A 14,763-nucleotide genomic window follows, 5' to 3' on the forward strand; every position below is an offset into this window, starting at 1 on the left:
GCATGATAGAATGCTCTTTGAGCGAAATTAGCTTTTTGAAAATGACTTTGAAGATATGAAGATACAAAGCAAGCAACTTAGAAAGGAACGAAGTGAACTATGGCAAAAAAAACTGTAGTGCAGGAACAATCGCTTGAAAGCATTTTATGGAATTGCCGGAATGCCCTTAGGGGAACTGTGGGCGGAAACGAAAAAAACCGCGACGCCGTCATGGGCTTGGTATTTCTGAAATTCGCCGGAGATAAATTTGAAAAACGGCGCGAGGAAATAAAGGCGCAGTACGGTGATGTACCTGCGTTCCTTGAAAAAGCCTCTTTCTACCTTTCTGAAAATGTGTTCTATTTGAGCGAAACTTCACGCTGGTCTTACATCGTAATGAACGCCAGCTCGGACGAAATCGCCGTTATTTTGGACAAGGCTATGGCAGATATTGAAGATAAGAATAAATCCTTAAAAGGCGCACTGCCGCAGAACTTCTATGCGACGCTTGGTGCTAGAAGTGCATCTATTAAAGGGCTGATCGACGAAATTAACAAGATAGATGAGAAGAAATTTCAGGACAAAGACCTCATCGGAAGGGTATATGAATACTTCTTACAGGTATTTGCCATGGACGCCGGTCAGGGTGCCGAAAAAGGTGAATTCTATACTCCCGCAAGCATCGTTAACCTTATCGCCGAACTCATAGAGCCGTATAGTGGACGCGTTTACGATCCCTGCTGTGGAAGCGGCGGCATGTTTGTGCAGTCAGTTAAGTTTGTGGAACGGCACAATGGCAATCGATTGAAAATCTCCGTCATTGGGCAGGAGTCTAATCCCGATACATGGCGGCTGGCAAAAATGAATCTGGCTATACGGGGTATTTCCTATCACCTCGGCGATAGGGCAATTTCAACATTTATTGACGACCGCCACAAGGATGACAAGGTGGATTTCATCATGGCAAATCCACCGTTTAATCTGAAAAACTGGCGAGGCAAGGACGAACTCACCGACGATTACCGCTGGAGAGGCTATGATGTACCTCCCGTTTCCAACGCTAACTATGCGTGGGTGCTGCATATGCTCGCTAAACTTGACGTGACAAATGGTATTGCGGGCTTTCTGCTCTCAAACGGTGCTTTGAACGCAGGTGGTGAGGAATACAAAATTCGCAAACAGCTTATTGAAAACGACAAACTGGAGGCAATTATTGTTCTTCCTCGTGAGATGTTCTACTCGACGGATATTTCGGTTACGCTTTGGATTGTCAATAACAACAAAAAGGCTCGGATGCTGAACGGTCGTGAGTTGCGCGACCGACAGAATGAGGTGTTGTTTATTGACTTACGTCGATGGAATGAGAATGTCTATGAGAAAAAGTATGTGATGTTCGACGAGGAGCAGATTGCCAACATCAAGAAGATTTACACAGACTGGCAGAATGCAGATAAATCGGCTTATACCGATATGCCGGAACTCTGCAAATCGGCTAAGTTGGAAGAAATCCGAGTACGGAACTACTCCCTCGCGCCAAGCAAGTATATAGAGTTTATCGACCATGATTTGGAGATTGATTATGCCGCTGAAATGGCACGGATTCAAGGTGAGATGCGAGAGATCCTGAAAGCAGAGAAAGCCTCGCAGACCATGTTGGAAACTGCGTTTAAGGGGATAGGTTATGGGATTGAGTAAATTTAAATTAGGTGATTTGATCACTTTGTCCGAATTAAAGAATTCAGCTAATATTTATGATTTGAACGCCTTAAAGGGCATATCAATTAAGAAAGCATTCATTGACACAAAAGCCGATATGGATGGTGTCTCTTTAACCCCGTATATGGTTGTTAAGCCAGATTATTTTGCTTATGTAACTGTAACTTCGAGAAACGGAGAAAAAATCACCATAGCACATAATGAATCAAAAGAAACATTTATTGTTTCTTCCTCGTACAACGTGTTCTACGTGAGCCGAAATGATATTTTACTTTCCGACTACTTGTTTATTTATTTTAACCGACCGGAATTTGACAGATACACGAGGTTTAACTCATGGGGCTCGGCGCGCGAGACTTTTTCGTGGGAGGATATGTGTGACATTGAAATCGACCTCCCACCACTTCCAATACAACAAAAATATGTGAATATCTACAACGCTATTAATCAAAATCAACAGACATATGATAGCGGGTTAGAGGATCTTAAATTGGCATGTGATGCCTATATTAATGAATTGCGACGGACGCTGCCACATAAGGCAATTGGTGAGTATATTGAATTATCAGATGCGAAAAACGCCGATTTTCAATATGGTATTGATGCATTAAGGGGCGTGTCAATCAACAAAGTGTTCATCGAAACGAAAGCTGACATGACCGGTGTTTCTCTGAAACCATATTTACTTGTTGAACCGGATGCGTTTGCTTATGTGACAATCACTTCCCGTAACGGTGAAAAAATTTCGCTTGCCCATAACGGCTCTGATGAAACTTATATTGTTTCATCGTCTTATATCGTTTTTAGGATTAACCAAAAGGATAAGCTGATTCCGAGTTATCTGGCTATGTTTTTCAGTCGTTCAGAGTTTGACCGATATACTCGCTTTAATTCATGGGGCAGCGCGCGTGAAGCATTCGCGTGGGAGGATATGTTTGAGGTGAAAATCCCAATCCCCGACATAGAGGTTCAGCGATCAATTGTAAATATTTACAACGCCTATCTTACACGCAGGGACATCAAAGAGAAGTTAAAAGCGCAAATAAAGGACATCTGTCCAATATTGATAAAAGGCTCGCTGGGTGAAGCTAAAAATGCCTAAAGAACGGGGGGAGGACGAACATGGATTTAAACTTCTTAAAGGGTCAATTTACCGAGGAACAATTGGAAAATGCCATAATTGAGTTGTTTCAGGCGCAAGACTATACCTCTGTACTCGGTGATACCATGCACCGTAAATTTGAAGACATTCTGCTTGAGGATGACTTGCGCACGTTTCTTACTAACAGGTATAAAGGTGAAAGTCTGACTGAGAACGAAATTCAAAAGATCATCAATCGCCTGAAACTTATTCCATCTGACCCGCTGTATCAAGGCAACCGCGAGGCATTTTGGCTGGTAAACGAAGGATTTGACCTCCCACGTGACGACGCGGGACAAGTTGCACTTCACGTGGGTTATATTGATTATGATGTGCCAAAGAATAATATCTTCAAGGTTGTCAACCAGTATTCCATTCAGGGCGAACATCTGCGTCGCCCTGATTTGCTATTATTCATGAATGGCATTCCTGTCGCAATATTTGAATTTAAATCGGCAATAAAGGAAGATACGACTATCTATGACGCTTGGGAACAGATTCATAAGCGATACTGCCGCGACATCCCCAAGCTAATGAAATACTGCTTCCTTTCCGTCATTACTGACGGAGCGAACACAAAGCTTGCGAGTATTTTTACGCCTTATGAATATTATTATGCGTGGAATAAGGCAAACGATGAGGAGAAGGTTGCAAACGGCATTAGTGCGCTGTTTACAATGATTCGGGGTGCTTTTTCTAAAGGTAGGGTGACTGCCATTCTCCGTGACTTCGTGTATTATCCTGATGAGAGCAAAGGTGAACTTACGGTCATTACCAGGTACCCACAGTTCTTTGCCGCGAACAAGATGCTCGCGAACATTAAGGAACATCTACGTCCGCACGGCGACGGTAAAGGCGGTACGTACTTTGGTGCGACGGGCTGCGGAAAAACCTATACTATGCTGTTTCTATCTCGTTTGCTTGCACTTCGGGAACGGGAAACATTCAATAACCCGACTATCGTCATTATTGCAGATCGAGAGGATTTAGACACCCAAACTTCCGAGTTGTTCGTTGCATCTAAACGCTACCTACACGATAAGAATGTGAGAAGCATTGAAAACCGAAAAGATTTGCAGGAGGCACTTGGTGGCGCAGCCAGCGGTGGCGTTTATATTACAACGATCCAGAAGTTCTGTGAATCGACGGGGCTTCTTTCTGACCGCAATAATATCATCTGTATCTCAGATGAGGCGCATAGAACACAAACGAATACAGGCACAAAGCTAAAAGTTACCGATAAAGGCGTTACAACCACTTTTGGATTTGCGAAATACCTCCGTGATTCTTTCCCTAACGCAACTTACTGTGGCTTTACCGGAACCCCGATTGACGAGACCATAGCGGTGTTCGGGGATGTGGTTGATAGTTATACCATGAAAGAATCCAGTGACGACGGCATTACCGTCCGTATTGCCTATGAGCCGCGGTTGGCTCGGGTCATTCTTTCCGAGGAACAAGCGAAAGAAATCCAAAGATATTACGAAAAATGTATGGAAGAGGGAGCCAATCCGGTCCAGGTCGAGGAGAGTAAGCGCGCAATGACCGAGATGAAACGCGTACTTAGCCATCCCGACCGACTAAAGAGACTGGCGGCGGACATTGTAACGCACTACGAAGCGTTAAGTGCAGAAAAGCCTGCTATCGTACAAAAAGCAATGATTGTTTGTGTGGACAGAACGCTGGCTTTCAAGCTGTATAAAGAAATCATCGATATTCGTCCTGATTGGAACATCCCAAGAAAATCGGAAAACGAAGCCGCACTATCAGAGCAAAAGCTTGAGAAGCTAATTCCGTTAGAAAAAATTAAATTGGTGGCTACTCAGGGCGAAAACGATGAAAAAGAATTATTTGATTTGTGCGGTAATAAAGAATACCGAGCGAAGTTGGACAAGCAATTCAAAAACAACGATTCCAACTTCAAAATCGCTATCGTAGTTGATATGTGGATAACCGGTTTTGACGTGCCATCACTCACCGCGATGTACATAGATAAGCCTATCCAAAAGCACACTCTCATTCAGACGATTTCACGAGTCAACCGGGTTTTTGAGGGAAAGGACAAAGGCTTGGTGGTCGATTATATCGGGATCAAGGATGATATGCTAGAAGCCATAAAAATTTATGGGGGGCCACAGGAAAGCCCGATTGATGAACTGCGGATTTCTCTATTAGTGTTCCGCAATCATCTGTCTCTCATTGATGCGCTTATGAACGGTTTTAATGCGGAGAAATTCTATTTGGGGCAGCCTCTAGAGCGACTTGTTTGTCTGAACACGGCCTCCGAATATGTGCAAATAAGCAAAGAGGTCGAAAAACGTTTCATGGATTTATCCCGTAAGATGAAAGCAGCCTATGAGATTTGCTTCCCGTCTGGTGAGTTAACGGACTTGGAAGTTACAAGAGCCCAGTTCTATCTTGCAATTCGCTCTATCATCTTTAAGCAAACGAAAGGCGAAGCGCCGGACGCGGAAAAAATGAATCATGTGGTTGAAAAAATGGTGCAGGAAGCTATCACCTGTACCGGTATCGAGAACATTGTCAACGCGGAAAAACCCGAAGATGTTTTCGGCGAAGAGTTTCAAAAAAAATTGGAAGAAATAGACCTGCCAATATCGAAGTTTAACGCTTTGCTTAAGCTACTCAGGAAGGCGATTTCAGGCTACGGAAAAACGAATAAGGTAAAGGCTATTGTCTTTGACGAACGGCTTAAAAAGGTTATCGAAACCTATAATAACCGTGACAAACTTGTGTTTACTAGTGAGGTCGTGGCGGACTTTATCAATGACCTAACTGACGAACTGATTAAAATAATGGCCGATTTACAGGAGGACAAGGCATCTTTTGAGAAACTCGGCATAACATATGAGGAAAAGGCTTTTTACGATATCTTAGTGAAGGTACGTGACGAACACCAGTTTAGATACGATGATGAAAAATGCATAGTACTTGCCAGGGAAATAAAAGAGTTAGTTGACGAAAAAGCTCAATACGCAGACTGGTCTACACGCGATGACATCAAGAATCAATTAAACATGGATTTGACAGTTCTTCTCTACAAAAATGGATATCCGCCAGAGTGGGACGAGGAAGTCTTTGAGCAGGTACTGGAGCAGGCGGAGAATTTTAAAAAATACGCTGAGTAAAGGTCTGAATCGAACTATATCCTGGTTCGGTAGTTTAGAATCCTCCTAATCGCCCCAATACGTAGTGATTACGAATACGTATTGGGGTTTTTATGTGTAAAAAAACGGGCATACTTACTTAATCGCAGTATAATGTTTTAAGGAAAGCTATCGCTCTGACAGCAACTTCACTTAATATTTTGGTTCATCCTATTCCTGTATTAAAAGAAATAGAGTATAATTTCCAGTAAATTGTGGAATATGGAGGGGAAATATGGTACACAAAGTATTACCGAGACCTTCATTTATAGATAACTGCGAATTTCTTAAGATGATTGGAGATAGGAAAGTTTGGCAGTCACTTGATGGCAAACGACTATATACTTGGGATAGTTTGCATGGTGAGTTAGAAGTATTCACAAAAAGAGGAATACATCTTGCTAGTGCAGATCCGATTACAGGAAAGTATATTAAGCCAGCACTTCCTGGGAGGCGATTAAATGTCTAAATTAAAGTATATGGAAGCATGTTTTGCAGGTGAAGCGCTTCAGGAAGAGATTGAGGATTATATTGAAGAATGGCACGAGAGTAATTCAACCGAAGAAGTTTATGAATATTTGGGTATGACTGAAGAAGAGTACGCAATCTGGGTGGAAAATGACTCAATGCTCAGGACTATATTCCATGCTCGCAAATTGGGGATTTCTATTAATGAGTTTATTGGCAGAAACAACGCTGAAAGTCTTGTTGCACGATCAGCCTCGCCTGAAGAAGCAGCATCTATAAAAGAATGGCTAGCAAGGACTGGTAGAATACAAAAGTAGGGGTATTTTATGGAAGATTTAAAACCTGAGCAAAAAATGGCACAAAAGATATCTCAAAAATTTGGTCTAAAGATACCGGTTGATATTCAAAGTCTGATTCTTAAATATGCAGATTACGAGGAAGCAACTATTCCAGGGAGCATTGATGCGATTTGTATTCTTAGAGACACGAAACCACTCGTTATTCTAAACCCAACTCAAATAAGTACGCGCAAGCGATTTACATTAGCTCATGAATTAGGCCATATAGTTATACCTGGGCATGATGGAATGATATCGTGTCACATAGATAGGGAAGACATTATTAATGATTCATTCTACAGTGTTATGGAATATGAGGCGAACAATTTTGCTGCAGAACTGTTAATGCCAACACCATGGTTAGAAGAGATGGTAAAGGAACATATATCTGCAGGACTACATCTAACTTTAGAAAAGATATGTAAAGAAGCAGACGTTTCTTTTTCTGCGGCCTTTTTCTCCCTATTTAAAGTTCTGCCTTCTGGTTATATAGCTTACGTTAAAAATAATCATAGAATACATGGAAAACGTTTTGAATCTGAGGGTACAAGAGTGTTTATTCCAAAGAGGGATGAACTAATTGATTTTCAGTGGCTAGATAATAATGCAACAGAACAAAATATTTATAGAATGGATACGTTTACTATTCAATGGTGGAAAATTGATAGCAACCTAAGTGCCCAAGCATTGAATGTAATGTTAGAGGAATTAAAAACACAGAGCTTAACTGAGATACTTAATAGTATTGATTTAAAAGGGAAGGGAACAATTGCTTCGTCATTAGAAAAAATTATTGGGTTATTGCCTTCGGGCTATATTCTACTAATAGAAAGTGTAGACTATAGTAGAATGTTTTTTAGTAAAGATACAAACGTACCTATCCCCTTTACAATTCAAAGGGCTAAATCGTGGTTAAATGAGTATGCTAGCGATAATGGGTACTATGATTTATTAGGTTACAGAATTTGGTGGTGGAATTTTGTTGTTCGTGCCCCTCAAAGAGAAAGAATACGGGATTTAAGGAGCTCTAAACAAATAAACCAAGAGATTTTTAATGATTCCTATGATGATGAATCTGAGCGTGAACATTGTAAGCGAGTTCTAGGTGGAATTATAGGTTCATTAAATAATCGTAACTTTTCGACCTTTGAGGACTTTTATAAATCTTTTAAGCTCCGTTTAACTGGAGATGAAAAGTTGAAGCCAATCTTATCGCATCCTAAACTAGAAGACTTTATCACTAACAAAATTAATGAACTCTTGAGTAGAAGGTAGACGCTTTGATTACATGCGCAGAGAGTTTAAAAATGAATACCTTAAATTTCGCCTCTGAGATGATGCGGTGACCCGTATCATAAGTAAATGAGGTTTTGTGTATTTTATTGACAAAATAAAAAGGGCTAGTTTCTGTAACGTAAGGTCTATTTTAAAGAGGAGACGTGAATGGTTAATCACGTCCCTTTTTTGTTTAATAAAATTGATTGTTTCAAACTTGTCGGCAGCTGACTGATCGGCAGAACGTAACGCATGTCCATAAATGTTCATCGTAGTACTGATATTGCCGTGTCCAAGACATTGCAGAGATAATCTTAGCCTGTGAACCAATCGAATTAACAAAGTCAGCATGGTCGGCATGATGTAATCATTAAGCTGAGCATTCTGTTCTAACTTCCGATTGAAACAGAGTTGGGGACGGATTGGGGACGATAGCCTATCAATTGCGCATGTGAAGATTGAGTTATTATTTTGATAATTAGGAGTCACAATTAGCAGAGGGGTTCGAGAATCGGTGATAAATTTCTCGTTATTTCGATTATAAATTATGAATTATTTATTAGCATCACCATAAGAGGATAAAAGACCCAATTATCGAAATATGTCTAATACGGTTTTTTCCTAAGAACAACGTAGCTATCAGTTGAGAGTCATAATTGAACCCGATTCTAAATAAATGCATCGTTCCACGGGGGGGGCAGACAATGTCATTACCAACAGAACTCTCAACCATTTTTCGAAGTAAACAAAAGTCGTATAAAATGGTTCTTATCCTATCCATAATTGATGAAATTCAGGAATCCAATAATCAAGCTTTACCGTTAAACAACGTTGCTGAACGATTCTTAGCTTATTATCAGCATAACAGCCAACAAGGGAAGAAAGTGGATTCTCCTCCTGCCGGTTTAGCTTCAAGCTGGAATACGATTACGCACGGCCAAGTGAGATCATTGCTTAGAACTCCAATTGGAGCATTGGACTCCATCCTTGAAATGCATAGCGAGACACAAAAGATTGGCTTCAAAGCGTCGATACAAGTCCAACTTGATGAGAGCACAATAAACGAATTGCAAAACTATGCCCTAATTGAACTCGAACATTATAATAATCAGATAGCATCGGCTTTTTCGCTAAAAGATGCCCTCACAGATATTTTCAATGGCTATCTTCATGCAAAAACGCAACCATTTGCCGGTCATCCACTGGCTGCCCTATTTAGACAATCCATACCTGAGCAAATAAGACAATTACCCTTCTATAACGACAATTATAAAATTCAAGGGTCGATCGGACAGGGCAATTGGGCGAACATTCCTTGGCTTGCGTTTCTGGATAAACGGATCACCGAGACCACGCAGCATGGGGAGTACGTGGTATATCTATTTGCGGAAGATATGAGCGCTGTTTATCTAACTTTAGCGCAAGGGGTAACCGTTCCGTTGAGGGAACGCGGAAAGAGAGAAGGCTATCAATATCTCGAGCAAAAAGTCCAGGAAATGCGGGGGCTTCTTCCACTTGAGAATATGCAAAAAGATGAAGAAATCTATCTGACTTCAAGTGGATTGGGTCGGGATTATCAAGTATCGACTGTGGCATACATTCGTTATGATCGCAATCATATCCCTAATGATGATCAGTTAGCGACTGACTTAGAAAATATGATGAACAACTATAAGCTCTATGTTGACCACATCATGAAAGAGCAGCCTCTGAAAAGTAAGCCAACTTTCAAATATACGATAGCGCATCTTTATCTGGTGCAAGGGATTGTCGCTTACCTCGGCCATAACGATCTACGCCCGGTCTCCATTGAAGAGCTCGTTGCAAATCAAACGACGGTACTTATTTCCGGTGATGATGTTAAGCACCCGAAGGAAAGGATTCAACACCTGGCGAGGGCTTTGCAAGATCTGGATCTTCTCACTAACGAGAATGGACAGTACACGTTGACTGAACGGGGCATAAGGTATTTCCAAGCTTTCGACTCAAGCATTTGGCAGATAAACAATGAGCAAGTAGCCATTTTAAGAGAATACTTAGCCGCGGCGGACGATAATACCCTATCCAATCTAGCCAAGGTCATTCAACTCGCAGTTTCGATTGCCAATGATCTCGTTAATTTCTCATTCGAGCAATTCAATTCGGCCTTTATATCGGGCATGGGCCTTCAGGAAGAATGGGGAAAGGTCACCCAGGAGAACCGATCTCGATTTATGCTGAATTGGTTGGAAGAATTACAATACATACGGAAATCTGAAGAAGGTTACATCATTCGATCGTTTGAGGAGATAGTGCCTTTGGATTCATTGACGGTACCAGAGAGGATCGAGCAAATTAAAACCTACATTGCGCATAAAGGGTTCCATTATCCGGATGGATTAATCGAGAATCTCTATCTTTGTCTAAAGACGAAGCCGTTTGTTATCTTGGCAGGCGTATCGGGTACGGGTAAAACGAAGCTTGTAAAGCTCTTTGCCGAAGCGCTTGGCGCCAAGAGTCACAACCACCAGTTTACTTTGATCCCAGTAAGACCGGATTGGAGTGATCCTTCCGATTTGCTAGGGTATAAGGATTTATCGGGTACTTTTCGTCCAGGGCGATTGGCGGAGGTTCTCGTAGAGGCTTCGCTTCCGACGAATCGCAATAAACCTTATTTTATTTGTCTGGATGAAATGAATCTGGCGCGGGTAGAGCATTACTTTAGCGACCTGCTTAGTATCATTGAAACGCAAGAATGGCAAAACGATCGTATCGTCACGTCGAATCTAATCGATAAAGACTCCTTACAAACTGAGGATCAAGCGGTTTATGGCAACTTATCTTTGCCCGATAACGTTTATTTGATCGGTACAGTCAACATGGATGAGACGACGCATCCGTTCAGCAAGAAGGTTTTGGACCGGGCGAATACAATCGAGTTTAACTATATTCAACTAGAGCAGTACCCAGTTCAAGGTCACAGCAATATAGAAACGGGCGCTATTGTACCAAATTCGTTCTTACGCAGTGATTATCTGCAATTGGTTGATGGTTACGAGGATTATCGTAATCTGGTACACAAGACGACGGAGAGACTCGTCAAGATCAATACGATTTTGGAAGAGGTCCATTCTCATGTTGGGTTTCGGATCCGGGATTCCATATGCTTCTATATGATTTATAACGAGCAGTTTCAACTTCTCAGCGAAGACGAAGCCTTCGACTTGCAGCTCCTGCAGAAAATATTGCCTCGTATACAAGGAAGCAGTTCTTCTGTTAAACGAGTACTGTTGAAGCTAATGCAAGGTGCCTTGGGTAAATCGCTGCCTGTGGCCGAGTTAATGGAGGATTCTTCCGATCTATATCAGAAATGGAGCTCAGGTCCAGCGGAAGAAGCGGCTAAGCATCCGCAAAGCGCCCGGAAAATTGCCTTCATGTTGCGGAGGTTAGAGGAAGATGGCTTCACTTCATACTGGCTCTCTTAGTCAGAGCGTTGAGCTACTTCGCATTGAGACAAATCAATTTAACTTATATATACAGGGCAAGCCATTTCATCCCACGGTGGAGACGCTGCAGTTGCATCGAACAGAATCGGGGGAGAGAGTAGCAGCTGGGCTGCATGCTACTGCTCTTACAGCCGATGTATCCATCAAGAGTATATCCGTGTTTAGTCCGAGCTTGGGAACATTGACTGCGTGGCAACCAGAGGAAGAAAGCCATCCCATCTTTTTCGAAACGCAAGCCTATGAGCTGGTAATCGAGAAAAAGCAGGATATGGATCTTGTCTTTCATCATGATCACGTTTCCCTACGTCAGGCGGTAAAACCACTCGGTAAAATGATTCTGTCGGGGATTCTTAACTTTCAGAACGAGGTCGGTCTGACGGAGCTTGTTCTGAAATTGAATGGTCAGGCGATCTTTCAGCTACAGCTCGAGATTTTCCCGTCGAAAATGGACTACAAAAAGGATTATCAAATGATCCTTCATGACGTGAACCAGCAGATTTATAATCTGTCCTTTGACTTTCTTCGTAAGACCTACCATCTGACAGGTTTGAAAGAGACGAGGAATCAAAGCCTAACCGAGTTTTTTACCATCTTGCAGCACTTGTTTAATCAACTCGTCCAGGCTGTGGAACGGATTCAGAGCGCACCTCACTCCAAGCTCAATGTTGAGAAACGAGTCGTGGATGCAGCAAGGGCAAGAAAGGCCAGCAAAGAGAATATCGCCTTCCTGACCAAGCGACCGCATTTTTTGGTTCGAGACGAGAAGCTTGGTTTCATTTATAGGAATGATCAGAGATTTCTTCCGAGCCATGTGCTGGAGACGAAGCGACAAGTCGACTACGATACGATGGAGAATCGTTTCGTTAGGTGGGTATTGGTACGCATCTCCCAAAAGCTCGTTGACTTGAAAGCGAGGCTGAGTGAAAAAGGTCGGCTTCAAGATCCGCTGCTGCTCAAACGGTTAGATCTGATGCAGTCCCATTTTCGGCGATTGTTAAAGCTGGATTTTCTGAATGTTGGCGAAATGAAGCAGCTCTCAATCTCCTTGGTTCTACAAATGGCACCGGGCTATCGGGAAGTATACCGGAATTACTTGATGCTGATGAAAGGTTTGTCCATTCAGTCCGATCTATTCCGTCTGTCGATGAAAGACTTGGCACAGCTTTATGAATATTGGTGCTTCTTGAAAATTCATGATCTGCTTAGTCGGAAATATGAGCTGCTCAAGCAAGATATCATCAAAATCAATCGAACGGGAGTATTCGTGACGCTCGATAGGACGCAGAAGGCCAAGATGGTGTATCGAAATCCTAAGAACGGTGAGCTATTCACACTATATTACAACGCTCTGCCAAAAGGGGATCAAAGCCCGACCTTGGCGCAACGTCCCGATAACGTATTGACGCTTAAGAAGAACGATTCATCGGCGGAATATAAATACATTTTCGATGCGAAGTACCGTATGAATCCGGCTTACGAAGGCACGTATTACTATGAGAAATACAAAATGCCAGGACCAGAAGAAGATGATATTAATACGATGCATCGTTATCGAGATGCTATTGTATACATGGATGGGCAGCATCGCGAATTCGAAAGAAGCATGTTTGGTGCGTATGTACTGTTTCCCTATCATGATGAAGCTCAATTTCGGGAGCACCGCTTCTATAAGAGCATTGAATTGATTAACATAGGAGCGTTTCCCTTCTTACCGAATTCAACTGAGCTTATGGAAGCCTTCCTAGATGAAATCATTCAGGATAGTCCGGAGAAAGCCTATGAGCGTTCGACGCAGCCGCGGGGGACGAAAGACTATTATCGGAACAAGATGACCTGCAAAAATGTAGCGGTTGGCTCATTAAGGGAAGCATCGCAACTGGCTGCTGCTTTGGAATATGGTTTTTACCACGTGCCGTTAGAAAATATCTCGGACCATAAATTATTAACCCAATTAGAGTACGTTGCGCTCTATCAATCCAGAAGCCAGTTCCAGTCAACCGGAGAGATGGGCATTCATTGGTATGGAAAGGTAGCTGACTGGGAGGTAGTAAGGCGGAAAGAAATCACCGAAATTCCTGCCAGGAAAGGAACGGAAGAAAAGCTGTACGTGAAGTTTACGGTGGAGCAGTGGACGAAGCGGGACAAGCCGATTGTCTCCGGAGGGCGAGGAATTTACACGCTGCTGTATACGTCCAAGTATATGTTCGATCGTGCTGCCGAAATCGCAGAGCTGAAATTGGAGACCGATGAGGATCTCATGAAGTGGCGCGAGCAGAGACGTATTGGGCAGGTTAAAGTGAATTTGAACCATGAGCAGGTGGACTTGGCCAGTAAGGTGCTGGGTATTGATTTTATGGAAACTTGAGACTCCCGCCGTATCTAGAGGAAGAAGCATAAATCTGGACTAATGGATGTTCACTTAGAGGAGATGTAGAGATGTTAAACAAATTACTTGCCCTATTCAAAAATGATTTACCTAAGAAGGCGGATGCACCGAAAAAGAATTCTACAAAGCCCCAACGAAAAAAAATTGAAGCCACCCGAATAGGAGAATTAGGCGAGCATAAAATAAACATTCAATTAGATCAATTACCCAAAGACTGCAAATATTTAAGTGATTTATTACTTCCGAATTCGAAATCGCGCTCGGGTTATTCACAGATTGATCATCTCGTTATTTCGCCCTACGGATTATTTGTCATCGAAACGAAAAATTATAATGGTGAAATTAAGGGAGGGCGAAGCGATAAATATTGGAGCGTAAGCAATCGTTTCAAAATGTATAACCCCCTTATGCAAAACTATGGGCATATAAAGGCGCTTGAAACACTTCTAGCTGAATTCAACATGCTAAAATTTATTTCGATGATTTCTTTTACAATGAGATGTAGATTCAGCATTGATCCTGAGCTGCGTAAAATTCAATCCGACGAGTTGATCGTCTATGATGTGGAATTATCGGAGTATATTAACCGGAAAATTATTCGACTAAAGGCCGAGCCAACAGCTGCAATGTTGACTTTGGAAGACATCCGTCTCATTTACGAGAAAGTTAACATGACCAATATTACGGATCCTAAAATTAGAGCAGAGCATGTTGAAAAAGTGAAGATTAAAAACAGTTGATTACGAGTTGCTCGTAATGCGCGCTTCTAACGAATCGGATAAAATGACAAACCCAAGAGAAGGGATCCTAC

9 protein-coding genes are annotated in these 14,763 nt (G+C 42.1%); all 9 read left to right on the top strand.

Annotated elements, in window-relative coordinates:
* Positions 1-99 precede the first annotated feature (99 nt).
* Positions 100-1,674, top strand: coding sequence for a type I restriction-modification system subunit M (locus tag L1F29_RS03850; RefSeq protein WP_258387070.1), 1,575 nt, complete (start codon positions 100-102; stop codon positions 1,672-1,674).
* A complete protein-coding gene (locus L1F29_RS03855; protein WP_258387071.1) occupies positions 1,661-2,797 on the top strand; it encodes a restriction endonuclease subunit S in 1,137 nt (378 codons plus the stop codon). The genes L1F29_RS03850 and L1F29_RS03855 overlap by 14 nt, the downstream gene beginning before the upstream one ends.
* A 20-nt stretch (positions 2,798-2,817) precedes the next feature.
* Complete coding sequence (locus L1F29_RS03860; RefSeq protein WP_258387072.1) at positions 2,818-5,982, top strand: type I restriction endonuclease subunit R; 3,165 nt, start codon at positions 2,818-2,820, stop codon at positions 5,980-5,982.
* Between the two features lie 310 nt (positions 5,983-6,292).
* Positions 6,293-6,469, top strand: a complete 177-nt coding sequence (locus L1F29_RS34335; protein ID WP_373876524.1) for a colicin E3/pyocin S6 family cytotoxin — start codon at positions 6,293-6,295, stop codon at positions 6,467-6,469.
* Positions 6,462-6,785: a hypothetical protein gene (locus L1F29_RS03865; RefSeq protein WP_258387073.1), complete on the top strand. Its 324-nt coding sequence runs from the start codon at positions 6,462-6,464 to the stop codon at positions 6,783-6,785. The genes L1F29_RS34335 and L1F29_RS03865 overlap by 8 nt, the downstream gene beginning before the upstream one ends.
* A gap of 9 nt (positions 6,786-6,794) precedes the next feature.
* Positions 6,795-8,081: an ImmA/IrrE family metallo-endopeptidase gene (locus L1F29_RS03870; protein ID WP_258387074.1), complete on the top strand. Its 1,287-nt coding sequence runs from the start codon at positions 6,795-6,797 to the stop codon at positions 8,079-8,081.
* Positions 8,082-8,785: 704 nt separating this feature from the next.
* Positions 8,786-11,545: an MrcB family domain-containing protein gene (locus L1F29_RS03875; protein ID WP_258387075.1), complete on the top strand. Its 2,760-nt coding sequence runs from the start codon at positions 8,786-8,788 to the stop codon at positions 11,543-11,545.
* A gap of 91 nt (positions 11,546-11,636) precedes the next feature.
* Complete coding sequence (locus tag L1F29_RS03880; protein WP_309252377.1) at positions 11,637-13,931, top strand: DUF2357 domain-containing protein; 2,295 nt, start codon at positions 11,637-11,639, stop codon at positions 13,929-13,931.
* Positions 13,932-14,002: 71 nt separating this feature from the next.
* A complete protein-coding gene (locus tag L1F29_RS03885; RefSeq protein ID WP_258387077.1) occupies positions 14,003-14,692 on the top strand; it encodes a nuclease-related domain-containing protein in 690 nt (229 codons plus the stop codon).
* The last annotated feature ends 71 nt before the right edge of the window (positions 14,693-14,763 follow it).

The organism is Paenibacillus spongiae (genome assembly GCF_024734895.1).
Lineage (GTDB): Bacteria > Bacillota > Bacilli > Paenibacillales > Paenibacillaceae > Paenibacillus_Z > Paenibacillus_Z spongiae.

Coding starts and splice junctions, on each gene's coding strand:
- L1F29_RS03850 (WP_258387070.1), top strand. CDS start 100: ATGGCAAAAAAAACTGTAGTGCAGGAACAATCGCTTGAAAGCATTTTA.
- L1F29_RS03855 (WP_258387071.1), top strand. CDS start 1,661: ATGGGATTGAGTAAATTTAAATTAGGTGATTTGATCACTTTGTCCGAA.
- L1F29_RS03860 (WP_258387072.1), top strand. CDS start 2,818: ATGGATTTAAACTTCTTAAAGGGTCAATTTACCGAGGAACAATTGGAA.
- L1F29_RS34335 (WP_373876524.1), top strand. CDS start 6,293: ATGATTGGAGATAGGAAAGTTTGGCAGTCACTTGATGGCAAACGACTA.
- L1F29_RS03865 (WP_258387073.1), top strand. CDS start 6,462: ATGTCTAAATTAAAGTATATGGAAGCATGTTTTGCAGGTGAAGCGCTT.
- L1F29_RS03870 (WP_258387074.1), top strand. CDS start 6,795: ATGGAAGATTTAAAACCTGAGCAAAAAATGGCACAAAAGATATCTCAA.
- L1F29_RS03875 (WP_258387075.1), top strand. CDS start 8,786: ATGTCATTACCAACAGAACTCTCAACCATTTTTCGAAGTAAACAAAAG.
- L1F29_RS03885 (WP_258387077.1), top strand. CDS start 14,003: ATGTTAAACAAATTACTTGCCCTATTCAAAAATGATTTACCTAAGAAG.